General features: G+C 64.6%; 16 protein-coding genes and 1 pseudogene. 4 read left to right on the top strand and 13 right to left on the bottom strand.

The features are described from left to right. The 8 genes from tssG to tssA all read right to left on the bottom strand — a co-directional run bounded on the left by tssG (position 1) and on the right by tssA (position 8,076). Positions 1–1,074: a type VI secretion system baseplate subunit TssG gene (tssG, locus tag ABQJ48_RS28140; protein ID WP_367841232.1), complete on the bottom strand. Its 1,074-nt coding sequence runs from the start codon at positions 1,072–1,074 to the stop codon at positions 1–3. Then, a complete protein-coding gene (gene tssF, locus ABQJ48_RS28135) occupies positions 1,059–2,954 on the bottom strand; it encodes a type VI secretion system baseplate subunit TssF (protein ID WP_367841231.1) in 1,896 nt (631 codons plus the stop codon). Before tssF ends, tssG begins: the two co-directional genes overlap by 16 nt. A gap of 4 nt (positions 2,955–2,958) precedes the next feature. Then, on the bottom strand, positions 2,959–3,471 hold the full coding sequence (gene tssE, locus ABQJ48_RS28130) for a type VI secretion system baseplate subunit TssE (RefSeq protein WP_367841230.1): 513 nt from the start codon (positions 3,469–3,471) through the stop codon (positions 2,959–2,961). After that, positions 3,464–4,300, bottom strand: a complete 837-nt coding sequence (locus ABQJ48_RS28125; RefSeq protein WP_367841229.1) for a type VI secretion system accessory protein TagJ — start codon at positions 4,298–4,300, stop codon at positions 3,464–3,466. The genes tssE and ABQJ48_RS28125 overlap by 8 nt, the downstream gene beginning before the upstream one ends. Before the next feature lie 95 nt (positions 4,301–4,395). After that, on the bottom strand, positions 4,396–4,884 hold the full coding sequence (locus ABQJ48_RS28120) for an Hcp family type VI secretion system effector (protein ID WP_367841228.1): 489 nt from the start codon (positions 4,882–4,884) through the stop codon (positions 4,396–4,398). A gap of 44 nt (positions 4,885–4,928) precedes the next feature. Next, a complete protein-coding gene (tssC, locus tag ABQJ48_RS28115; protein ID WP_367841227.1) occupies positions 4,929–6,425 on the bottom strand; it encodes a type VI secretion system contractile sheath large subunit in 1,497 nt (498 codons plus the stop codon). Positions 6,426–6,450: 25 nt separating this feature from the next. Continuing rightward, positions 6,451–6,957, bottom strand: coding sequence for a type VI secretion system contractile sheath small subunit (gene tssB, locus ABQJ48_RS28110; protein WP_473094201.1), 507 nt, complete (start codon positions 6,955–6,957; stop codon positions 6,451–6,453). An 87-nt stretch (positions 6,958–7,044) separates the two neighbouring features. Next, positions 7,045–8,076: a type VI secretion system protein TssA gene (tssA, locus tag ABQJ48_RS28105; RefSeq protein ID WP_367841225.1), complete on the bottom strand. Its 1,032-nt coding sequence runs from the start codon at positions 8,074–8,076 to the stop codon at positions 7,045–7,047. Positions 8,077–8,790: 714 nt separating this feature from the next. Here tssA and ABQJ48_RS28100 point away from each other — a divergent pair. From ABQJ48_RS28100 to ABQJ48_RS28090, 3 genes are read left to right on the top strand one after another with little or no spacing between them, the layout of a single operon-like run. Beyond that, positions 8,791–9,567: a hypothetical protein gene (locus tag ABQJ48_RS28100; protein WP_473094198.1), complete on the top strand. Its 777-nt coding sequence runs from the start codon at positions 8,791–8,793 to the stop codon at positions 9,565–9,567. Positions 9,568–9,601: 34 nt separating this feature from the next. After that, the gene (locus tag ABQJ48_RS28095) at positions 9,602–10,402 is read left to right on the top strand and encodes a PP2C family protein-serine/threonine phosphatase (RefSeq protein WP_367841224.1); all 801 of its coding nucleotides are present in this window, start codon (positions 9,602–9,604) and stop codon (positions 10,400–10,402) included. Between the two features lie 34 nt (positions 10,403–10,436). Beyond that, positions 10,437–11,240, top strand: a complete 804-nt coding sequence (locus tag ABQJ48_RS28090) for a glycosyltransferase family 2 protein (protein ID WP_367841223.1) — start codon at positions 10,437–10,439, stop codon at positions 11,238–11,240. Here the strand turns inward: ABQJ48_RS28090 and ABQJ48_RS28085 are convergent. From ABQJ48_RS28085 to ABQJ48_RS28075, 3 genes are read right to left on the bottom strand one after another with little or no spacing between them, the layout of a single operon-like run. After that, on the bottom strand, positions 11,237–15,766 hold the full coding sequence (locus ABQJ48_RS28085; protein ID WP_367841222.1) for a beta strand repeat-containing protein: 4,530 nt from the start codon (positions 15,764–15,766) through the stop codon (positions 11,237–11,239). The two genes, ABQJ48_RS28090 and ABQJ48_RS28085, sit on opposite strands and share 4 nt — an antisense overlap. 30 nt (positions 15,767–15,796) lie before the next feature. Then, entirely contained in the window at positions 15,797–17,470 is a 1,674-nt protein-coding gene (locus ABQJ48_RS28080; RefSeq protein ID WP_367841221.1) for a ShlB/FhaC/HecB family hemolysin secretion/activation protein, read from the bottom strand. Positions 17,471–17,486: 16 nt separating this feature from the next. Continuing rightward, on the bottom strand, positions 17,487–19,712 hold the full coding sequence (locus ABQJ48_RS28075; protein ID WP_367841220.1) for a CHAT domain-containing protein: 2,226 nt from the start codon (positions 19,710–19,712) through the stop codon (positions 17,487–17,489). Between the two features lie 278 nt (positions 19,713–19,990). Here ABQJ48_RS28075 and ABQJ48_RS28070 point away from each other — a divergent pair, with 278 nt between their 5' ends. Then, entirely contained in the window at positions 19,991–21,967 is a 1,977-nt protein-coding gene (locus tag ABQJ48_RS28070) for a protein kinase domain-containing protein (protein WP_367841219.1), read from the top strand. Between the two features lie 157 nt (positions 21,968–22,124). Here ABQJ48_RS28070 and ABQJ48_RS28065 read toward each other — a convergent pair. Beyond that, a pseudogene (locus ABQJ48_RS28065) lies at positions 22,125–22,232 on the bottom strand (IS6 family transposase); the annotation flags it as partial. Positions 22,233–22,475: 243 nt separating this feature from the next. Beyond that, entirely contained in the window at positions 22,476–23,246 is a 771-nt protein-coding gene (locus ABQJ48_RS28060; RefSeq protein ID WP_367841218.1) for an IclR family transcriptional regulator domain-containing protein, read from the bottom strand. Positions 23,247–23,609 lie beyond the last annotated feature (363 nt).

The raw sequence follows: 23,609 nt of genomic DNA, 5'->3' as shown, positions 1-23,609 counted from the left end.
CTATTCCCTCGATGTCGGCGGCGCCGCCGCGCACGCTTCGCGCGCCGTCGCCGCAATCCGCGAGCGGCCATCCGGACCGGTCGGACGCAGCACCAGCTGGCGCTGATCGCCGCGCGCCGGGTGGCCGAGCGCCCAGATGGTGTAGCCGAGCCGCGCGTGGCGCCCAAGCTTCAGGCATGGCACGTCCTCCTGCTTGAGCACCAGCCGCAGATCCCAATCGAGCCCGTCGCGCGCGTAGTTGCGCACCCAGTCGACGAGGCGATTCAGACTCTCGCCGCCGGGCAGGAAGCGCTCGTAGTCGGCGCGGCTCACCGGTCCGATGACGATGCGAAATTTATGCTGGCAATCCCAGACGCGCGCGCCGAGCAGCGTCGAGACACCGAGCGAGGCGGAGCCGTCCGCTGCGCCCAGCCGCAACAACGAGTTGGCCGGCAGCGTCAGCCAATGGCCCACCCACTGTTCGATCTCGACCGGCAGGTCGAAAAAGCGCGCCAGCACGAGTTTCAAACCAGCGGCCGGGCGGGTCGGCCCGCCCAGCAAACCGGCGAAGTGCAGTTTGGCGAAATCGGGTACCGCGTCCCGTTCGCGCAGCGTCGGCTCGGCAAGCCCGAACACGCTGCCGACATAAAAAGAAAAACGATCGCGCCCCGGACGGTCGAGACTGACAGCCGGTTGCGCATTGGCCCACGCGCGGTAGAACAGCGACACCATCCGGTGATGGAACACATCGAGAAAACGCGCGAAGGTCGGATCGTTCGCGTTGCGGGCGCGGTCGCGCGCGTACTCCGTCAGATGCGTGGGCAATGGGCCGTGCGGCCCGAGCAGACCGAAGAACTTGACCGCGAGGCGCGCGGCACGATCTTCTCCAGCCGGCGTGAAGGCGCCGAGCGTGGTCGGATGGAACACCAGTTCGGGTTCCTGAACGAAACGGATCGCATCGTCACGCGGCTGCATCGACTCGCCGATGCGCGGTTTGTCCGCATACGCGTTCTCCAGCAGCCGCACGACCTGGAAGAAGTCGAAGCGGTGCGCGTGGTCGTCGAGCCGGCGCAGCAGTGTCAGAGCGTCCGGCATTGTCCGATCCTCGCTGGCCAGCGCATGATCTCGCCGCGCGAGAGCGTCTTTACGACGGTCTCGGTAAACGAGTTGATCGATACGTATTGCGCGAAATAATGCGCGAGCACGGCACCGAGCAGAAAAGCGCCGGCGCCTTCGAACGCGGTTTCATCGAGCGTCAGAGTCACTTCGAGGCCGCGGCCGAATACGATTGGTCCAGCGCACGGCAAGCGTCGCGTCACCGAGCGGGAATCGATCGAACGCACGCCTTCGATCAGCCGCTGACTCGCGATGTCGTCGGCGGGACAGTAGAGACTCAGCAGATCGCGCAACGCGCGGGCGCCCTCCTGCGCGTCGTTATCGAGCAGCGACAAGTAATTCAACGACAGGTGGCTCAAGAGCCGCCATGCCACGGCCCCGTGCGCATACGAGGGCAGCGGCCGGCTCGGGCCGCTCACGCAGCGCACGCTCTGCACGGGCGCTTCGACATCGAGTGTGAAATCGGCGGGGCCGACGCCGACCGGCATCGTCAATGGCAAGTCGCGATTCGTGCATAGCACCTGCAAACCAAGCTGCCGCAGGTCGTCGCGAAACGGCGCATTGCTCGCGTCCACCAGCGCGATGAACATTTCGCTGCCGAGGTAACTGGTGCGCAGGCCGCGCTCGTGCTGACGCGCCGATGGCAGACGTTTTTCGCGACGCACCTGGTAGTACGCGCCGGCGCGATACGTGGCGCCGAGATCACGCGCGTGATAGAACGGCTCGAAGCGCTGCTCGCCGCCGGCGCCCGCGCTATAGCCCGTCGCGGTCTCGATCTGATAGATCTCGAAGTCCATCGGCCGGGTACGATCGGCCACCACGTGATATTCGAACTGCTCGTCCGACAGTGCGATGCGATCCGTTCGTCGCGAAAAGAGATTGATCGCGGGCGTGCAATGCAGCGAGAAATTAGTGGCGTCGAGCGATTGTTCGAGCACCGGATCACTACGCTTGAGCAGCACGATGACTTCGATCTCGCTATCCGCGCAACGCCGCAACGCCGCCTGCAAGCCGTCGATGGCGAGAAACATGAAGCGCTGCGGAAAGGCAAAGTACTCCTGCAACAGCCGGTAACCCTGGAACGACTGCCGGCTGATCGGCAGCAACGCCTCGTCCTCGGCAAAGCCAAGTGGGCGCAGCGCGCTCGCCGGCAACTGCACATGCCAGGCCGCCGGACGTTTCGCCGGCATCACGACGATGCCGCTTACCGAACCGAGCAAACGCTCGTGGATACGCGTGGCCATCCCGTCCGTGCCGCGCAGATACAGCGTCAGCCGGTCGAGTTTGAGCTGGTTGATCTTCAGACCGCCGGTGGCGCGCAGGCGCAGTCTGAGGCCGGCCTTGATCCCGGCGCCGGCCGCCATGCTCGCCGGCAGCGCGCTATCCATGCCGCCGAGCGAGCCCGAATGCGTAAAGAACCGCGCCTCGGCGATTTCGAGCGGCCAAAGCGTCAGTTCGTGCGCGCTGCGGTATTCGCATCGCGTCGAGCCGTTCTTGTCGAGCACACTGCGCAGCGCGCTGCCGCGCGGGACCCGCACGCCCTCGGCGAGATTGGAACTGGCCAGGTCGGGCTGGATTTGCACCACGGCCATCGACGGCGTCGGCGCGAGGTAATGCGGGTACACCAGTTCCGCGAGGTGCTGGGTGAAGCGCGGAAACTCGTCGTCGATTTTCAGTTGCACCCGCGCCGCGAGAAAACTGAAGCCTTCGAGCAGACGTTCCACGTAGGGGTCCGCGCATTCGAGGTTTTCCAGCCCGAGCCGGCCTGCGATCTTCGGAAATTCGCGCGCGAACTCGCCGCCCATCTCCCGAAGATGCTGCAGTTCCTGGCTGTAGTACTTGATCAAGTCTGGATTCATGACGTCAGCGCGGTCCGCCCTGGTCGATCACCCGAATTTCGCCGACATCCAGATCCAGTTCGGTCCTGAAGTAGAGCCGCTCCGGATACGGCTGCGCCCACAGATCGCCTTCCACGAGAAACGACACGGTGTTGTGGCGCCCGGTCGTCTCTTCGAGCCGTATTGAACTGACCCGCACGGTATCGCGCAGAATGCGCGGCTCGAACGCCCAGATCGCATCGCGCACGAGCCGCTCGAGTCGCAACGGATCGATGCCGGAAGCGGTCTTGCCGGCAATGTCCGGCAAGCCGAAATTGATCACGGATGCGGCGACATGCGGATAGCCGCTCAGATCCTGCACCGACGCGAGGCCATTCGCGTTGAGCAGCCAGCCGAGGTCGCGCTGCACGCTCTCGCGCAGCGCGCGCATCGACAGGACGCGGCGCTCGCGCGCTTCCTGCTTCACCTCCGGTTCGAGATCGGTGAGCCGATCCAGCAACGACGGTTGCAGGCGCTCGCGCGCAGTCAGCTCAGCCATGGTCCGGCACGGCCGCGCCGTCCTCTTCGGGATGCGCGTCACCGCTCGTCAGTTCGATGGTGCGCACGTCGAAGAGCGCGTAGTCGTTCGCATCCGTGGCGAACATGCGCTGTCCCACGGGCCGCGCAGGCGCGGCATCGCCACCGATCCATTCGGTCATGCGCGCGAGCCACAACGCGCGATTGTGCTCGCCGAGCGTGCCCGGATAGCGCACCGGAATCAGACCGGCAGCCTGGCCGTCGTTGGCCCATGTGAAGACCGCCGGCATCCAGACCCGGTCGCGCAGGTCGGATGGCGGCTCGATTTCGATCCGTTTGATGCGCGAAAAAGGAATCCAGTAATAGCGGCCGTTGACCACGGTTTCGAGTGTCGGGCCGAACCTGTTGTCGGCGTCGGCGAGCCACGCGAACGGCTCGCCGTTCAACGCGCCAGCGGTGGCGGGCGCCTCGTCGAGCGCCTGGGCGCGCGCGGCCGCCGCCGCGTCGCCATCGCCGGCGGCATCGAGCCGTAATGCTTCGAGCAGTAACGCGAGCCAGCCGGTCGGCTCGCCGAAAATCAGCGGCGCGCGCTCGCCTTTGAACACCGCTTCACGCAGCGCCTCGCATTGCAATGCTTCACGATAGGTTTGCACCATCGGCAACGCGGCGGCGTCGAGTTCGCCGACGACGTTCAGTTGCGTCAGTGCGCGATCCCAGGCGCCCGTCACCGCGAGCAACTGAAACAGAAAGACGCGATACGCGGCCTTCGACGGATCCTTGCGAACCTGATTTTGCAATTCGCGCAGACATCCGTCGAGATCGCCTTCGCGCAAATATTCTTCTGCGTTCATACCGGTTCGCTCCGGTCTGGATTGAGTCGTCCCACCCGCCGCCGCACTGCGACGGCAGCGCCGCCGCAGTGCAGTCGCCCTTTGCGCTCAGCCGATCAAGTATCCGCGTTGGCGGGGATGTTCCATTTCACTTCGACCACCCCGCCCTCCTTCGCGCCCTTGGCGTTTTGCGGCTGGTATTCGACATGGAATTTCTCGAAGTTGAGTGTGACGTTCTCGGTGAAACGCTCTTCGCCGCCCGAACCGCCCGTCGAATAGGAACTGATCAGCACACCCTCCAGGGTGATCTTGTAGTACTCGAGCGGATTGTCGCCGCCGGCCTTGCGCACGGTCAGCAAGGCCTTGTCGATGTGGGTGCCCTTGGTGCAGGCCGCCATGATCGGTGGACTCGCTTTATCGCTATATTTGGTGAACGACAGGTCCTGCACCGACACCTTGCCGGCGCCGCCGCCCGTGCCCATGTGCATGGTGCCGCTTTGGCTCAGGCCCCAGCTCCACGCGAGCACTTCGATTTCTTCCTTATGGGTCTTGTCCTGCGCTTCGCCCTTGATATCGCCCAGCTTCATGAACATGTCGATGGCCATCTTCTTCTCCACTCAAGCAATTCGTCACTGAATAGGGATTTCCGTCATGCCGCCTTGGCCGACGGAAGCTTCGAAACCAACCGTAGCGATACGGTCAGACCTTCCAACTGGTAATGCGGACGCAGGAAAAACTTCGACGTGTAATAGCCCGGATTGCCTTCGACTTCCTCGACGACCACCTCGGCGGCCGCGAGCGGCCGTCGCGCCTTGGACTCCTCCGTCGAGTGCGCCGGATCGCCGTCGACATACTGGAGGATCCAGTTCTGCAGCCAGCGCTGCATGTCGTCCCTCTCCTTGAAACTGCCGACCTTGTCGCGCACGATGCATTTCAGGTAATGAGCGAAGCGGCTGCAGGCGAACAGATAAGGCAGACGCGCGGCGAGGTTTGCGTTCGCGGTGGCGTCGGGGTCTTCGAACTCAGCGGGCTTATGCAGCGACTGCGCGCCGATGAAGGCCGCGAAATCGGAGTTCTTCTTGTGCACGAGCGGCATAAAGCCGTTCTTCGCGAGTTCAGCTTCGCGGCGATCGCTGATGGCGATCTCAGTCGGGCATTTCATGTCGATGCCGCCGTCGTCGGTAGGGAACGCGTGCACCGGCAGATTCTCGACGGCTCCCCCCGACTCGATGCCGCGAATCCGCGAACACCAGCCGTACATCTTGAAGGAGCGGTTGATATTGGTCGCCATCGCATAAGCGGCGTTGGCCCACGCGTATTTGCCGCTGTCCGCACCGGCGGTGTCTTCCTCGAAGTCGAATTCCTCGACCGGATTGGTTTTGGCGCCATACGGCGCGCGCGCCAGAAAACGCGGCATCGCGAGACCGACGTAGCGCGAATCCTCCGATTCACGCAGCGAGCGCCACGCGGCGTGCTCAGGCGTCTGAAAGATCTTCGTCAGATCACGCGGATTGGCCAGCTCCTGCCATGAATCCATCAGCATTACCGCGGGATCGGCGCCCGCGATGAACGGCGCATGCGCCGCGGCGGAAACCTTGGCGATCTGCGTCAGCAGATCGACGTCGGGTCCGCTGTTGTCGAAGTAATAATCGGCCACCAGCGCGCCATACGGCTCGCCGCCGAACTGACCGTATTCCTCTTCGTAGAGCTTCTTGAAGATCGGGCTTTGATCCCACGCAGTGCCCTTGTACTTCTTGAGCGTCTTGTACAGATCGGCCTTCGATACATTCATCACGCGGATCTTCAACGACTCGTCCGTCTCGGTGTTGTTGACCAGATAGTGCAAGCCGCGCCACGCGCTCTCGACTTTCTGAAACTCTTCAGAATGGATGATCTGGTTGATCTGGGCGGTCAGCTTCTCGTCGATCTGCGCGATCAGCGATTCGATCGTCGCGAGCACATCGCCCGAAATCACGTTCGTATCGCGCAGCGCCTGTTCGGCGAGCGTGCGCACCGCCGTCTCGACGGCTTCCTTCGCCTTCTCGCTCTTCGGTTTGAATTCCTTTTGCAGCAGATTCGCGAAATCGCTCGTTTCGAGCCCCGCTTCGCCGGGTTGCGCTTGCCCTTCTGTGCTAGGTTCGGCCATGGTCAGACTCCCCTGTAGATCACGCTCATTCCTGCGGCTTCGGTGCGGACGCCAACGACTGCAGCAAGGCAGGATCGTTGAGCAGTTTCGCGATCAGCTCCTCGGCGCCGGTCTTGCCGTCCATATAGGTCAGCAGGTTCTGCAACTGGCCGCGCGCCTCCAGCAGCTTCGACAAAGCGTCCACCTTGCGCGCGACCGCCGCGGGAGAAAAATCGTCCATGCTCTCGAAGGTCATATCGACCGCGAGGTTGCCTTGACCGGTCAATAGGTTCGGCACCTGCACGGCGACGCGCGGCTTCATCGACTTGAGTCGCTCGTCGAAGTTGTCGACGTCGATCTCGAGAAACTTCCGGTCCGCCACGGGCGCGAGCGGGTCCGCCGGTTGACCGGACAGATCGGCCAGCACGCCCATGACAAAGGGCAGATTGACCTTTTTCTCCGAACCGTAGACTTCCACCTCGTACTCGATCTGAACCCGCGGCGCTCGGTTGCGCGCGATGAACTTCTGGCTGCTTTCCTTGGCCACGACCATTCCCCTGGTTGACGCCGCACGGCCGCGAGCAGCGTGGCGCATGACTGGCGTTGCTAGAAGCAAAAAAGCACGTCCCCGCTTGACTGCCTACTCGTTTTCGATACCGCCCACTTGCCGGGCCTGGCTCATGCCTTCGGGCGCTAGGTCCTGCAGAATTTCCATGAAGTTCTTGTCGACCAGACGGCGCGCGCGCTGCAGCAGCAGCGGCACCGGGCTGGATGGTTCGTAACGTTCGTAGTACGCGCAGATCCTGTCGATCATCCGAATCACGTCCTGACGGTCCTTGATATCGCCCGACAGCGGCGCGGCCGCCGGCGCCACGCCGGCGCGCTCGCCTGTGGCCACGTCGCCGCTCGACAATGCGTCCGCGGTCGCCGCCGGGACCTCCAGACGTTCGCCGAGAAAGTCGGCGGCGCGCCGCAGCAACCTCGTGAGCGGCGACAAATCGATCGACCGTGCCGCGCCGACGCGCTCGGTCAATATCGTCTCGATACGCATGGCGCTATGCAGCGCGGCGAGCAAAGCCGCGTGCGCGGCGGCCGCGTCTTCGTGCGCATCGGCGATGACCGCGTCGATCGAGCTCAGCGACGGCGCCTCGACGCCCTTGGCGAGCGGCAGTTCGCCGGTCGCATATTCGATGTCGCGCAAACTGACGACACCGTGCGCGCGCGACGACGCAAGCGCTGCGTCGCGCACATCCGCCAGCATGCCGGACGGTTCGACGAGCGCGGCGAGCGCGTTGACGCGCGCGGTCGGATCGTTGTCGTCGCCGGGATCGAGCTGCGGATAGACGTGGTCCCAGCGTTGTTCGAGCAGCCCTTGCACGAGCGCGAGGCCCTCGGCGAAGCCGTCGAAGCGCCGGCGATTCAGCAGCGCGCGCGCGAGGTGCACCGCGACGCGCAAGTCGCGGCCTTTGGCGAGCAGACCGAGTGACAACGCTTCGGCCAGCTTCCAGTCGGGCAGCGTGGCGGCAACCATGGTTTCGCCGAACTGCACCTCCGGCTTGCCATTGACAACCTGCTCCAGCGCAAGGAAGTCAGGGTCGTACTCGAGGTCGGCCCCGCACGGACTGGCGGATGAGATGTCGGCAAGCATTTCGCCCGCAGCAAGCGTGGCCATGTCTGGTATCGGTCAGGGATGAGTAGTCTCGACGCACGTTAAATGACCAGTACGGGTTACCTTGCCCGCCCGGAATCAGCATTTCCGAAAATACGTGTAAACTCTAACCAGATTGCCAGCGCCAAATATTGCGTTGTTTTTAGCCAGGCTTGTACTTTCTCCTCGGCAATCCGATATGAGAATAGCACCCAGCCCGGCAAATCAAAGCCGCATATCAATGGGAACATTTTCATTAACTAAGCGAATGGTATATGTAATACCATTTAACTCCGTAATCGTTTAAAACGTACAAGGCGCTCGTTCCGGCACCATAATAAACCCGCGCTCGGCAGTCGTTTTAAGGACTTCGGCACTTCGCCCTTTGCGGACGGTCGATTGCGTGTTTCGCCCGACATATAAGTAAACGAATCAGGCGCTCCAGTTTTGCAAAAAATTTAGACTTTCCGGACGTCCGGTAAGCGCCCACATGGCGTTTAAGGGTTAGTCCCAATAGGAGAGAACATCCCGACGCAGCGGTGAATACGGTATTAGTTTTAGCTTGTAATAAATAAAACCGGCCAATAGACTAACTTTTGTTTTCAGATCATTGCGCCTGGTGGCACGGCGCGTTTGCCGGTATTGCATGCGTTTGGCGCGCGCGTCGCGGCGAAATGGGTAGCGTCAGCAGCCGGGCTTTGTCCCCAAGAAGCGGAGCCCACCACCTCGGGGTTAAACGTGGCCGATATCCAAAGCGCAGCAATAGTCCAGCACGCTGGAGAAAGCGCGCTGCCCGACCTGTGGCAACGGCGTACCTGCCTGAGCCGCGACGAAATGGCGTCGATCTATACGATCGTACGCCGCGCGCTGACCGCCTACCATCCGTCAGAACTGCAGGCGCTGGGCGAAGACAAAGAAGAACTCATCTCGCAGTTCCTCTATTTCAAGGTGTTCCGTCTCGATACCGCGCCGACGGCATTGGCCAACTTCCCGCTGCACAGCGCGCCTTCCACCAGTCATGCGGTGTGCGCCTACTTCCGCCGTTATCTGATCGACTGTCTGCGCAGCGCGAGCCATCAGCGCAATGTGTCGCTCGATCAAGACGACGTGATGCTCGAAATCGACCGGCAAACGGCCTTTCACCCGGATCCGATCGGCTCGGTGCTGCTGCAATACGGGCTGCACGAAGCCGAGGTGCGCGAATCCGCGTCGGAGTTCATCGCCTCGCTCGATGACTCGGACCGCATGCTGCTCGCAGGCAGTCTCGGCTGGCTCTCGAACGAAAAAGGGGGGCTGTCACAGGTCGCCGCGCGCTACGGTATCGCGTCGTATCACTACCGGGCGCGCAAGCTCGGCGTCACTCTGAAAAAAGGCTCGATACCCGCCGACTTCGCCCGCACGGAAATCGGCCGATGGATCGAGCAAGGCCTCGGCATCGACATCGCGCCGGGCAATCGCATTGTCATCCTGCTGGTTCTGGGCATTTTGTCCGCGCAATCGCACGAACAGGAATGAGTTCGACAGACCACGAGCATAGGAGAGGCCAACGGTGCAACTCGTCACCGCAAACCTGACCGACCGGGGCGGCCGCCCGCGCAATGAAGATTCGTTCGGCGACTGGTCGAGCGAACGGCTCTACTATTGCGTCGTCGCCGACGGCGCCGGCGGACACGGCGGCGGCGACACCGCCTCGCGCCTGGCCGTCGATTCCGTGCTGGCGGATTTACGCTACCTGACGGTTGCCGAATTGCCGCCGACGGGCGAACGGCTGATCAGCGCGCTGATGCATGCCAACGAGAACATCGTCGAAGAACAGGCGCGCGGCGGCGACACTGAAAAAGACATGCGCTCGACCGCCGTCGTCCTCGCCATCGATCGCGAATGCGCGACGGCCGCGTGGGCCCATTGCGGCGACACCCGCCTCTACTGTTTCCGCCACGGCGAATTCAGCGCGCGCACGCGCGATCACAGCATGGTCCAGGAGATGGTCGACGCGCAGTTGCTCGCCGAGGAAGAAATGCGCCACCACCCGCGCCGCAACGTGCTCTATGCGGCGCTCGGCACCCGGGATCCGCTGCCGATCGCGGGCCTGGACGGCACGTTCGCGCTGCGTGACGGCGACGCTTTCCTGATCTGCACGGACGGTCTTTGGGAGTATGCCGACGACGCCGGTATCGTCGACGCGCTGGCCCACGCCGCGACGCCTGGCGCCTGGCTCGATGCGCTCGCGCAACAGGTGCGCGCGAGCGGCAGCGCCAATCACGACAACTTTACGGCGCTGGCGGTGTGGGTCAGTGGCGATCCGGACGCAACCGAACTGAGGGTGGTGCCGGACCCGGGACAGCCGTAGCGCCGCAGATCAGCATCAGAACGGAATTCCCATCATGCCGATCTCGATCATCATTCCCTGCCTGCAGATGGCGGCCACGCTTGGGCGTGCGCTCGAAAGCTGCCTGATCCAGCCGGAGGCGGCGCAAATCATCGTCGTCGACGATGGTTCGACCGATGCGTCGATCGAGGTCGCGCAGCGTTACGGCCGCTCTGATGCGCGCGTGCAAGTGCTGCGCATGCACGTGAACGGCGGCGTTGCCGCCGCGCGCAACTGGGCCGCGATGCACGCGACTCAGGATCTGCTGGCGTTCATCGACGCCGACGACGAATATCTGCCGGGCGCGCTCGCCGCGGCCAGCGGCTATCTGCAGCGCAGTCCGGGGGAGGCATCGGTGCGGCTCGATGTCGAATACGCCGGCTTTCCGCAGGCGATCGTCGGCCATCCCGATTTCGAAAAATACGCGGCGATCCTCAGCAACACCGTGCCGAGCAGCCTCGTGATCCGGCGTGCGGTGTATCGCGCGCTGGGCGGGTTTCCGCTCGACGCGTTCTTTCGCTGCGTCGGCGGCGAAGACGGCGCGTTCTCATGGGCGTTGAGCAAACTGTTCGGCAACCGGCGGCTGATCGATGCGAAGCGCGTCCGCCAGCATTACCACCCGACCATCCACGCTGAACGATTCTTCAGAATCCATCTGGGCATGGAGCAGCCCATCCCTGAGGAGGTAGTCGAAGCCTTGCGGCTCTCGCTACAGTTCGTCGCGAGCGCCGAGGCCGCCATCGTGCAATTGCGCGCGCTGCATTCGCCGGACGGCACGGCGCGGCCCGCCGCCGCGCCCGCGCCGCTTTGCCCGCGCTAGAAGTCGCCGCAGCCGTGCTGCGCGTTGATCAGCATGCAACTGTTCAGGTTCGGCTGCGAACGTACCCGCTTCCATTCGACCGCGAGGATGGCCTCGTTCTCGCCCGGCGGCGTCGTGCTGAAGAGCGGCTGGTTCGAACCGATGCAGATGTTGGTCCCCTGCAGATTGTTTTCGTAGACGAACGTCTGCTCCTGATTGCTGAACAGCGTCTGCAGACCGCTTTGCGCGACCGGATTGGGGATCGGACTCGGCGGTGAGTTCGGCGGCAGCGGGCTCGGAAACGGGATCACCGACAGCGTCCCGGGCAGTTCGTTGACGATGTAGCCCACGCCAGACGTGAAGTTGGGGTTGATCGGATAGCTGCCCGCCGGTGAAGTCAGACCGGCCGTGGTCGTCTCCGAGCCGCTCAACGCGCCAGCGGCTGTATCGCCATTGATCAAACCGCTCGACGTGTACGTGAACGGCGGGTTCGGCGCGCCGACGTAGCGCGTCGCGCCGTTAGCGGTGACCGTGGCCGTCGGTCGCGCGACATAGACGAAGTGATTGCCGGTGGTGGGCACCGTGCCGCCCCAACTACAGCCCGAGCCAAACAGACAGCCGTAGAAATTGGGCTGCGTGGTGTTCGGCTGCACGCTGCCGCGTGTCTCGCCGTTCCAGGTGCTGGCCCAGATTCGCCAGGCGTTGCCGGCGCTGAGCGTGCCGGCGTTCGCATCGACGAACACGCCGTTCTCCATCACCAGATCGATCGCGCCGCCCGCGCTCAGATCGGCGTTCGGCGCCGTCGCGGAGGGCGTGCTTGCGCCCAGTCCGATATTGCCGGTCGTCGCGGTCGCGATCAGGTTGCCGGTCAGCGTGGAGTTCGTCACGTTGAGCGGACTTACCTGGCTCGCGGTGGAGTCGAACGTCCGGCTCGTCAGCGGACCGATCACGAAGCCATGCGAGTTCGAGAACGTGACGGTCCCCGCATTGGCCATCGCCAGCACGCCGACATCGTTTTGCGGATCGGTGAGCGTGAAGGTGCCGGGGCCGGCGAGCATCAGCCCCGCGGTCTGGATGCCGCCAGGGTCCGTAACAGGACCGGCCGACAACAGCATCAAGGTGTCGCCTGGCGTCGAGATGCCGTACGTCAGCGCGATCCCCTGACTGCCCGCGCCCGGGTTGGACAGCGTGAGGTTGTTCGCGAAGCCCGGACGAGTCGGCACGCACGGCGAGCCGCCCGATGCGCACTGCCCGTCGACCGTGATGAGCCCGGTTTGCGTGGTGGAACCGAGCACGATGTTCGGGATCGACGCGAAGGTCGAGAACGTCGGCGAAGAAATGCTGAGGCCACCGCCCGTGCCGAGCAGCGTGATCGGCGTCGCATTCTGCGCCGTGGTCGCGAAGCTCGACGGATCCACCGACGCCGGCATGATCGACAGCACGCCGCCCGGCGACGACAGCGTCGCTTGCGTGATGGCGAGGCTGCTCGCCGTGCCGTCGTTGAATGCGCCCAACACGATCGAACCGGGATTCGTGGTCGAGATCGTCGCGTTGCTGCCTGTTTCGCTCACGGTCGTGGCGTTGAGCCCGAACTCGCTCTGCTCGGTCGCGGGCACAGCGAGGCCAATCGCGACGCCCGGATCGGAGGTCGTAGTCGAACCGGCGATGCCGATGGTGGTGATGGGCGTTCCTTTCGCGCTGATCGTGCCATTGGCGATCAGCACGCCATAGTCGTTCTGCAGGTTCGGACTGCTGCGGGCCGGTCCGCTCACGGCGCCGCGAATATCGATCGCCCCGCCGTTGGTCGACGTGATCGTCGTTCCGTCGGTGATCAGTACGCCGTCGACGGACGAACCGGTGCCGCTGCCGAAAAGGCTCACCGTGCCGGTTCCGGTCGTCAACGATACGGGCGCGGTCTGTACGCATTCCGCGCATAGCGTGTTCTCGAACATCAGGCCGGCCACCGAGTCGCCGGCGACCGCCGGTCCCACACTCTGCCCAGTGAACTTGATGTTGCCGGTCGTCGACTGGACCGACGAGCCATGCATGTCGAGGCCGATACTGGCGTTCATGTTCGACGACACGCTGCCGGCGGCGGTCATATCGCCGCTGGTGCTGCTCAACGTGGTGCCATAAAAAAAGACGCCATCCACGAAGCTGCCGCCCGAGCCGGTGCCGCTGACGTTCCCCGTCACGCCGATCGAGCCGGTCGTGTTGGAGATCGTGGTGTTCTGAACCTCGACGCCAAAGCCCCCTTGCGCGCTTTGCGACACGCCACCGTTGACCGTAATCGCGCCGCCCGAACTGCTGAGCCCGGGCTGCAGCGCGGGCGCCCCCCCCACAGTGGCGCCGCCGTTCACGAACACGCCGGTCCCGGCGCTGCCCGCGACGCTTCCGTTCACGCTCAGTGCTCCGTTCGTCGTCCTGGCGGAACTGCCGGATAGAAGCACGCCGATGCCCTGGTCCCCGACATTCGAACTGCCGATGCCATTGATGGTGAGCGCGCCGCTGCCGGTTTGAATCAGGTTGTCACGCAGCACGAACACGCCGTCGTTGCCTCCGCCGCCGGCGCTCGCCGTGCCGGTGATGCCAAGAGAGCCACTCGTCGTCGAGAGCGTGCTGTTGTTCTCGATCGCCACTCCGTTGGCGTTCGGCCCCAGCGCGACGCCCGACAGCAAGAACGCGCCGCCCTCCGTGGATAGGGTCGAAGCGTTGATGAAGATGCCCGAAAACGAGGTGGTCTGGTAGCCAATCGCCACGCCATTGATCGGGAACGTGCCGGTGACCGCCAGATTGCCGCCGGCCGTGTCGATGGTCGACGTGTCGATCAGGACCGGGCTCGTGCCGCCGCTGCCCAAGGTGATGCTGCCGCCGTTGGTGTTCAGCGTGACGGACTGGAACGCGACCAGACTGGCCGGGCTCGAGCCGCCGACGTTCGCATCGAATACGAGGCCGAGCGGCCCCGCGCTCGATGTGATGTTGTTGTTGACCCGCACCGATCCCGACGCGCTCAGCTTCAGCGTGGCGGGAAGCGTGCCGGCCGTGAGGGTGAGCGGCGCGTCGACGACGATGTCGCCCGCGCCGTTGACCGAGTCCGTCCCTGTCTCTACCGTCACCGAGGTGCCGAGGCTCAGCGGACCGGTGAGCGTCGAGTTGAGGATGAATGTGGTGCCCGTGATCGGCCCGAACGTCACGGTGTTGGAATCGGCAGCGGTTTGCGTTGGAACCGGCGCGGCGCTGACAGCCGGTGTTTGCGTCACGATGTCGACCTCGAACGGATCGAGCAACCATCTGCCGCCCTGACCCTTCGGCGCCGATGCGTCGATCGTCACGCCGGTCATGTCGAGCGTGTGGCCGGACGTCTCGACCGAGCCGCCGTTGCCACCCTGCGCTCCCCCCTTCGCCGTCAACGTGCCATAGATCCGGCTGGCTGTGTCGCTGTAAGTTACGACGGTGCCGCCATTGCCGTCGACAAGCGCATCCGCGTGGATGGCGGCGCCCGGCGCTATCCAGATCGCATTTGCATTGCGAACGGTGGGGTCCGCGCCGGCCGAGCCACCGCCGAAGTGCACGGTACCGCCGCCCGCGGCGCTGCTCGCATCGACGTAGGCGCCGGGCAGCAGCGCCACGTCGTAGCCGCTTACGTCGATCCTGCCGCCGGTCTGCCCCGCGCCGCCCGTTGTGTCGAGCGTACCGCTCACGAGCGTCGCGCCGTTCGTGCCGCCGTCGAGCAGAATGTGCCCGTCGTGCTCGCTGAGGCTTTGCGCGCGCACGATGCCTTGCTGGTTGACGACCGTGCCGGCCAGCGCGTCGGCCGTCTGTGCGCTCATGACGACGGTGCCGCCGTCGGCGGCGAGCGTGCCGGTGTTGCCGATCAGCGCGTTGGCCGCCCCCTGGTTGATCTTCAAGGTCGTCAGGCCGTCGCCGGCAAAGTCGACGGTGATGTCGCTGCCCGCACCCAGCGCGACGGTGCCGAGCTTCGCGTTGACCGTGCCGCTATTGCTGACCGTGCCGCCGAGCAGCGCGATGGTGCCGCCTGCCGCCGCCGTCAGCGAACCGGCATTGCTGAGCGGCGCCGCGGACTTGCCCACGAAGTGGAAGTTGCCGGCGAGGAAATCGGCATTGGAGATGTTAAGTGTCGAGGCGATCATCGAACCGACGTTCACCGAGGACCCTGGCGCAAAGATCACCCCTGCGGGATTGACGAGAAACACCTTGCCGTTGGCCTGCAAGCGTCCGGCGATCACGCTCGGGTCGTTGCCCATCACGCGGTTGAGCAGCGCCGAGGAAGCCGACGGCTGGGAGATCCTGACCGCTTCGCCGCCGCCGATAGAAAACGTGTTCCAGTTGACGATCGCGTTGGACGAGCTCTGCGTGATGTTCATCCGTCCCACGCCCGGCGAATCGATGCTGACCGTGCCGGCCACCACCTGAGCGCCGGTCGGATTCGCGAGCACGAGCGGCATATACGACGCCGCGAACAACGCGGCGACCGCGCCGGTGATGGTGCTCGCATGCCCGGATCGCACACTGCATGGCTTGTTCATCGCACACCTCGGCACAGATTACTTTGCTGGCTAGAACGTCTTGGTCAGTTGCACATAAAAGCGCGGCAACCTGTCGTTGCCGGTCGTATCGGGTCCGGTCGTGCGCCATGCGACCGTGCCCTGCAGCGAGAAGCCGCCGGGTGCGGCCCAGAACGCGCCGAGACCTACCCCGCTGCGCGTGATCACGTTCGACCCCTGGTTTGGACGCGACGTGGCGTTGTACCAACCCGTACCGAAGTCGAAGAAGGTGAACACGGTCGCGCGCGCATCGATGGCAAAGCGCCCCTCCAGGGTGGCGACGAAACCTTCATCGACCAGTGCCTCGGACGGCGAATAAGCCCGCACCGCATGCGGGCCGCCGAGCAGGAAGCGCGATGAGCTGTCGAGCGTGGTGCCGGCCCACTGGCCGGACACGCCGGCAAAGACACTGAGCCGCTCGGTGACCGCGTTCAGCCGGTTGGCGAAAAAGGTGGCGCGCACTTCGGTGCCTTGCGTGTCGCGCCCCAGCGGCGAGGCATCGAGTGCCGCGGCCTGGGCGTCGCGAAAATGCAGACTGCCGATCAACAGCTCGACATCCGCGCTGTTGAAGCCGCCGCCGAACAGCGCGTCGCGGCTTTCGTAGGTCAGGCCGATGCTGCCCTCGACGAGCGATCTGGGATTGTGTTGATCGACGACGCCGACGTTGTCGATCAGGTCGCGATACTCGAAATTGACGCGGCCCAACAGACTCTGATTGCGGGTGCGCACGAGCGGATGCGTGAGCGTGAAGTCCACCACGGTCGCTTCGCCTTGCGCGTCGAGCGGCGCGAATTGCTGCCCCAGCGCATAGTTGAGCCGCGACACCGCCACGCCGAGGCGCGTGCCATACAAGTTGATCGGCGCTTCGTAGCCGAGGCGCCCGTAGAGCGTGTCGCCGCGTTCGCTGGCGAGCAGGCGCAGGTCCAGATTGTCGCCGATCATGAACGGCGAATTCAGGCGTGCGAGCGCGCCGAGCCGCCATGTTCCGCTCGACTCCGCGCCGAAGTTATCGACATCGAGCGCGAAGGTCCAGCGTTTTGCGGGCGCGACGTTGATGGTCAGATCGACCGTGCCGGGCTCCTCGCCCGCTTCGATTGCCGAGGACACCTGAATACCCGGCAAATCGGACAGCAGCAGCATGGTCCGCTCAAGTTCGTGTTGCTGCAGCGGCTTGCCCAGCGGAATCTGCGCGACCCGCTTCTGCAACAGGTCTTCGCGGATCGGCGTGCCGGCCGCGACGTCGAGGCGCACGTGGCCGACGCGTCCTTCGACCACGCTCAATTCGACGTTTCCGGAAGTGACGTCCTGCGGTGGGATCACCACCTGGGCGAGCAGATAGCCGTGAGCGCGGTAGATCTGCGTGATGCGCGCGGCAATCGCTTCGAGGCCGGCAAAACTGGTTTGCTTGCCGAGCTTGTCCTGCACGGGCGCGAGAAGCTCATCAGTGGCGATCGTATCGTTGCCCTTGAGCGCGATGCTCTTCAGCACGAAGGTCGGGCCGGCCGCCGTCACGGGTGGGGCCGGCTGCGGCACGGCCGGTAATGCCTGATTGCCGGCCGGCGGCGCCGGACGGGTCTCGCGCGGCGCCGTCTGGTTCAGAATGCTGCCCGCATTCGGCAGCGTCTGGCCCCACGCGAGCGCACTACCGCAGGACACCGCCGCGGCGATCAGTCGGAGTCTTTTCATGGGTATAGATATCGGTTCATTCCTGCTGCGCACGCGCGATGGTCAAACGCCAGCCCCCCATCAGATCGAATGGCGCCCAGAAGAAGGGATGCCCGAAATGCGGCGTATGCAGAACCTGCAGTTGCGCGGTGCGCATCGCGTCGATTGCTGGATGGCCTTGCGCGAGTTGCGCGTAGAACGTGCGCATCGTCAGCGTGCTCGACGCGTCCGCGACCGGCCACATCGACACGATCAGGCTCGTGGCGCCGGCATAGAAGAACGCGCGCGTAAAGCCGAGAATCTCGTCGCCGCGCGCGATCCGGCCAAGCCCGGTCTCGCAGGCCGACAACGTGACCAGCGAGACATCGTTGAGCTTGAGGTTGTAGATGTCTTTAGCGAGCAGCGAGTCGGGGCCGTCGGCCGGCTGCGTCGCGGGCGCGAGCAGGATGCTCGAGTGCAACGGATCGATCGTGTCGGCCTGGGCGTGCGTCGCCACGTGCAGCACGCGACCCGCGGGCGCCTTGTCGCGAAAGCTCAGGCGCGTGGCATCGCTATGCAGAAACACCTCGTTGCGCGCGAACAGCGGCGCAATGCCCTGCACTTCCGCCTCGGCGCCCGGCAGCGCATACGCCGGCGTGATGGTCGGATTGCCGAACGCGACCAGGTCGCTCGCGATCCGCTGCTGACGTTGCGCGAGTTGCACCGCGACACTCGCCGACGGCTCCAGCGCTATCGCATGGCGTTCGATCAGAAAGCCGTCGGCATTGTGCAAGGCCTGAAACGGCAGATAGTGCAGCGCGCCGTGTGGCACGAAGATCAGCCGCTCGTTCGGGCGCAAGCCGAGCGGCGCTATCAGCAACGCATCGAGCTTGTCGCCGTACGTCAGCGCTGCCGGACGCCGGCGCACGATCGCGTTGCGCAGATCGGTCACGGCGGCATCCATGTCCGCGCGCGCGATCGGCGAAGTGTGGCCGGTGAGGCCGTCGTTGCGCACCACCCAGACGATCAGCTCGTTCGCGAGACTGTGAAACTCGACGATCGCCTCGTTCGGCTGAAGCACGCCGCGCGTCGCGGCGAGGCTCGGCACCGGGCCGTTCAATTGTCGGTCGTCGACGCCGGCGTCGACACGGTTGCGCACGACATCGAGCAGCGCACGCGCGCGGCTGCGTTCGGACAGACTCCAGGCGCCCTCGTAGTCGCCGGTTTCGACTGTCAGCGCGATGGCCTCTTCGAATACCGTTTGCGTGTCGCCGAATAGCGCTGTCTTGAACTCGTCGCTGCGAAACCGCGCGCGGATCTTCTCAGAGTCGTCGACCGCCTGCAGGTAGGCTTCGCGCGCATGCGCCTTGTCGCCGAGCGCGAGATCGGCGCGGCCGATTCCTTCGTGAGCCCACAGGCGGTCATAGTTGGCGTCGCTGGAGCCGCCGCTTTCGCTCAACAGTGTCTCGAACGCGCGTCTCGCGTCTTCGGGCTTGCTTTCGGCCAGCAGCAGATTGCCTTCGATGCGCCGGTAAGCAGGCGCGAGCTCGGCCGTGGCCGGCGCCCCGATCGCGTCGAAGGATTTGCGCGCACCAGCCGTATCGTCCGCGGCAAGCTGCGCGTTGATGACCGACATCAGCAACAGTGGCTTGTAACGCGGCGAGGCTGTCGTGAGCGCGTCGTTGTAGGCGGCGAGCGCCTCCTGCGGTTGACGCCGGCGCAACGCCACATCGCCGAGCACCTTGCTGGCCGGTGCGTAGACCTGCTCGGGCGCCTTGGGCGTCGAAGCGAGCGCATCGCGGGCGTAGCGTTCGGCATTGTCGAGATCGCCGGCATAGCTGTAGGCGATCGCGAGGTCGCGTTTGGACAGAGCCGCCAGATCCTCATTGTTGGTCTGCCCGGCGATCACGAGCGCGCGCGCCGCGGCCTCGACGCTATCGCGGAAGTCGCCGCGTTCCGCGGCCGCGACCGACATGCTGCAATAGTCGTAGGCAGGCAGTTTGACGCGATCGCGCGACAGCAGCAGACGTCCTTCGGAGGTCAACGAATTGATCGTTTCGGCGTCGCGTTCGCGTTCCTCGGCCTGACGAAAGACGAACGATTCGGGCGCGAGCGCCGCGGCGCTTGCGGGCCGCGCCGCGCCAGCGGACGCGCCGGCGCCCAGCGCGCCGTCCGCTACGCCCAGCAGCATCGACCCAATCACGAGCGCGACGAGCGCGCGCCACGAGTCGCGCCGCACGACGCTGCGTGCCATCCCGCTCGATAAGCCTTGGCGCTCGTTCACTTCAACTTCCTGCAAGAAGGTAAAAGGAAACGGCTGGGACGGAGTGCGCGCCAGCCCGCAAGCTGCGCGCAGCGGTTGACTGACACCGTATAGACGAATCCGGCCTACCGATTTTGAAAGCGGCGGCCGCGCGCAGACTACGGTTCGAAGCCGCGCGCCCGCCTGTTTTTGAAAATGCGGCCGGCTCGTTCGTCTTAAAAGGTGGACGCGCCTGCGCGTGAGGGTAGCGCTCGCGTGAGCCGGGCTCTGCCGTCGTACCATCCAGGGAGCCATAGCCGATGAGCAGCCCCGACGACAAAACCGTGATCGTTCAACGGACGTCTGGACCGGCCGGCCATCAGAACTCCGCCGATGCGGCGCACGCCGATCGCACAGTCGTCGCCCGCCCCGCAGTGCAGGGTTCGAACGCGAAACACGCGCTGCCCGCCGGCACGCGGCTCGGCGAGTTCGAGATCGTCGACCTGATCGGCGAAGGCGGCTTCGGTATCGTCTATCTCACCTACGACACCCAGTTAGGACGCGACGTCGCGCTGAAGGAATATATTCCCGCCGCGCTGGCCTCGCGCGTCGGCGCCGCCGAAGTGTCCGTTCGCTCGGAACGTCATGAGGACACATTTCGCGCGGGTCTGAAAAGCTTCATCAACGAAGCGCGCCTGCTCGCCCGCTTCGATCATCCTTCGCTCGTCAAGGTGTACCGGTTCTGGGAGGCCAACGGCACGGCCTACATGGTGATGCCGTATTACGAGGGCATGACGCTGCGCGACGGCTTGCGCCGCATGTCCGCGCCTCCCGATGAAGCATGGCTGCGCGCCCTGCTCGCACCGCTGCTCGAAGCGCTCGCGGTGTTGCACGCGGGACAGTGCTACCACCGCGATATCGCGCCGGATAACATCATGCTGCTCAAAGGCAGCGGCCGCCCCGTGCTGCTGGACTTCGGCGCGGCGCGGCGGGTGATCGGTGACATGACCCAAGCCTTGACGGTAATTCTGAAGCCCGGCTATGCACCGGTGGAGCAATACGCCGAAGTGGCGGCCTTGAAACAGGGACCGTGGACCGATGTGTACGCACTCGCCGCGGTGGTCTATTTCGCGATTCAGGGCGAGACGCCACCGCCGTCGGTCGGCAGGCTCATGAGCGACACGTACGTGCCGCTCGCCACGACGGCGGCCGGCCGCTATAGCGAGCGCTTCCTGCGTGCGATCGACCATGCCCTCGCAGTGCGTCCCGAACAACGCCCGCAAAGCGTTCAGGCGCTCGCGAGCGAACTGGGCGTTGTCATCGATTCGCCCGATGACGGCAGCGAGGCGAACCAACCTACGCCCCGCGTTTCCGTCGAGGCAGCGAGTGCCGGTGCGCCGCGAATCGCGACGGTGGCGTCAGTCGAGGCGAAGCGCAAAGAGCCCGAGCCGGCGACCGTTCGCGCGGGAGTCCGCAGCCAGCGGAGACGGACAGGCGTGATCGCAGCTGTTGCCGTTTGCGTGGTGGCGCTCGCGGCGCTTGGCGCGTGGCTGGCCACGCGTCCACCATCGGCTGCGAGCACGGCCGTCACTGCAAGCACGCAGGGGCCTGGCACGGCCTCACCAAAACCGGCCGGCACCGCTGCGCCGACGCGGGGCAATGCCGCTCAAAGCCAGCCAGCCATTGCTCCGGTCGTCCCTGTTGCGCCCGCCTCGCCAGCCATGGCCGCAGCGCCTGCGACGCCGCCCGCATCGGCCGATACGCTCGCCCCGTACACGCCCGCCAGCGAGCTGGAGCGAATCGTGACACTGGCCGATCCGTCGATTCACGTCACCGCCACACCGCACAGCACGACCGCCACGATCGGCAAAGATCATCTGCAATTCAAACTCGACAGCAACCGCGCAGGCTACGTGTATCTGTTCATGGTCGATCCGGACGGTCAGTACCTGCTGCTGTTTCCAAACGGACTCGATCGCAACAACCGGATCGAAGCCGGCCAGACACTGTCGTTGCCGCGCGCCAGCTGGCCGATGATGGCGGGCGACCCGCCCGGTCCCAACCACTTCCTCACGCTGGTGTCGACGACGCCACGCGATTTTTCCGATGGTGGACTGAAACCCGCGGCACCGTTCCGGTCATTCCCCGCTGACGCACAGCAGCAAGCGGCCGCGCGGCGCAGCCCGAGCTATTCGCCGTTCGCGGGCAAGCCGCGTTGCCCGGGCGGCACAGCGGATTGCAGCGGCCCGTTCGGCGCCGCCACTTTCACCATCGATGCCGTCAGGCCGCCGCGCTAGCCGCGCGCGATGTGCGCGATGGTCCGCAAGGAGGCCGCATGCAAACGGCTCAGCTTCTCCTGCTTGCGCTGACAGCCACGCTCGCGGCGTGTGCGAGCAACCCGCCCGCAAACCGGTCCCAGCGCTTGAGGAACTCCGGCGTGAAGCGTTTGACTCAGCGCATGATCGTAGTGTGCGCGAGCGACAGCCCGCGCCCGGCCATTATTTCAACGAGGTCTCGAAAGCTGAGCTTGTCACGCAGGTACCAACGCACACACAGGACGATGACTTGCTCCTCCGATTTGTACCGGAGCCGTTTTTATAGGAAGGATAACTTATCGAATGGACAGTTCGATTCATAAAAATGCGAGTGCGGAATAGGTCGATTATTAAAATTGGCCGTATTAATTCGAATCAAAGCGACGCGAGTCGTAATGTCCAAGTTTGCGTAGGAGAGCGGCCCGGCGACGCTCGCGACGGTAGTGAGCAGCGACCCCAACACGAGCTGGAAGGCGGTCGACGCTCGTAGCTAAAGCACGTTCAACATCGCCAGCGCTGTCTCCTGCAAAGGCCGCAATACGCGGGCTATTGCGCTCTCGGTCTTTTCCTTGCCCATCGGCATGTTCGTGCTGAGCGCCGCGACGACCTCGCCGTGCCGGTTTTTCAACGGAACCGCGATACCACGCACACCGATCTGAAGCTGCTGCTCGATCACCGCGAAACCGTCTGCGTGCGCCTGACGGATCGTTTCCATCAGACGGGTCTTGTTCGTCAGTGTATGGGGCGTAAAAGGAAGCAGTTCAGTACCTTCGAGCCATTCGCGCACCGAGTCCATGTCGGAGCGATAGGCAAGCAATATGACGCCGGGCGACGCAAGCGGCGCCGGCACACGCGCGCCGAGCACGAAGCCCGTCGTCATCACGCGTGACGTACCATTGCGGGCGATGAACACCAGTTCCCATCCGTCGAGCACGCTAACGTAGACCGACTCGTTGATCACCGCGCTCAACTGCTGCAGGTAGGGCTGAACCAGCTTCGGCAAGCGCGCTGAGTCGAAGTATGACCACCCTACCCGTAAGACGCGCGGTGTCAGGCCGAACTGCTTGCCGTCGCTCTGAACGTAACCGAGATGCTCGAGAGTCAGCAGATAGCGGCGCGCCGCCGTGCGTGTCATGCCGGTCCGCTCCGCCGCCTCGCTAGGCGTCATGCGCGCATGCTCGCTGTCGAACGACTCGAGAATCCCCAGCCCTTTCTCCAGCCCCGCGATCCAGTCGCGCTTGTCCAACGGTGCTCTTGTCATAGAGAAACCCTCATTTTGCGCGCTCAACGCACGGGCCTGCGCGATTATCGCGCGAATCGTCAGCATGGTGCCTGGAACTTCGCCTATCCGGTCGATAAGCTTCAGCCATCGGAAACGCCAACACCCCGGAGCGGCGATGAGAGTTACCGGACATACGAGGATCTTCTACTGCATGGCGGACCCGATCGAGTAGGTGCGCGCACTGAGGTCTTCAGCCTCGCCTGGTGGAATCCCTAAAAATGAGCGTTAATCGCGCATCAGCGTTCGATCATCGATCCATAACCCATGTTGAAACGTTGCCCGTCCCCAGACAACCACCTAATCTGGAGTGAAGCTTGACGCAGCGAACACCTTTGCCGGCCA

Origin of the sequence: Paraburkholderia suaedae, from assembly GCF_040812055.1 — a bacterium.
Lineage (GTDB): Bacteria > Pseudomonadota > Gammaproteobacteria > Burkholderiales > Burkholderiaceae > Paraburkholderia.
Note: the sequence above shows the minus strand (reverse complement) of the source record. Positions and strands in the feature narration are given on the sequence as shown.

Coding starts and splice junctions, on each gene's coding strand:
- ABQJ48_RS28090 (WP_367841223.1), top strand. CDS start 10,437: ATGCCGATCTCGATCATCATTCCCTGCCTGCAGATGGCGGCCACGCTT.
- ABQJ48_RS28080 (WP_367841221.1), bottom strand. CDS start 17,470: ATGAAAAGACTCCGACTGATCGCCGCGGCGGTGTCCTGCGGTAGTGCG.
- ABQJ48_RS28070 (WP_367841219.1), top strand. CDS start 19,991: ATGAGCAGCCCCGACGACAAAACCGTGATCGTTCAACGGACGTCTGGA.
- tssB (WP_473094201.1), bottom strand. CDS start 6,957: ATGGTCGTGGCCAAGGAAAGCAGCCAGAAGTTCATCGCGCGCAACCGA.
- ABQJ48_RS28060 (WP_367841218.1), bottom strand. CDS start 23,246: ATGACAAGAGCACCGTTGGACAAGCGCGACTGGATCGCGGGGCTGGAG.
- ABQJ48_RS28085 (WP_367841222.1), bottom strand. CDS start 15,766: ATGAACAAGCCATGCAGTGTGCGATCCGGGCATGCGAGCACCATCACC.
- tssC (WP_367841227.1), bottom strand. CDS start 6,425: ATGGCCGAACCTAGCACAGAAGGGCAAGCGCAACCCGGCGAAGCGGGG.
- tssE (WP_367841230.1), bottom strand. CDS start 3,471: ATGGCTGAGCTGACTGCGCGCGAGCGCCTGCAACCGTCGTTGCTGGAT.
- tssG (WP_367841232.1), bottom strand. CDS start 1,074: ATGCCGGACGCTCTGACACTGCTGCGCCGGCTCGACGACCACGCGCAC.
- ABQJ48_RS28125 (WP_367841229.1), bottom strand. CDS start 4,300: ATGAACGCAGAAGAATATTTGCGCGAAGGCGATCTCGACGGATGTCTG.
- ABQJ48_RS28120 (WP_367841228.1), bottom strand. CDS start 4,884: ATGGCCATCGACATGTTCATGAAGCTGGGCGATATCAAGGGCGAAGCG.
- tssF (WP_367841231.1), bottom strand. CDS start 2,954: ATGAATCCAGACTTGATCAAGTACTACAGCCAGGAACTGCAGCATCTT.
- tssA (WP_367841225.1), bottom strand. CDS start 8,076: ATGGCCACGCTTGCTGCGGGCGAAATGCTTGCCGACATCTCATCCGCC.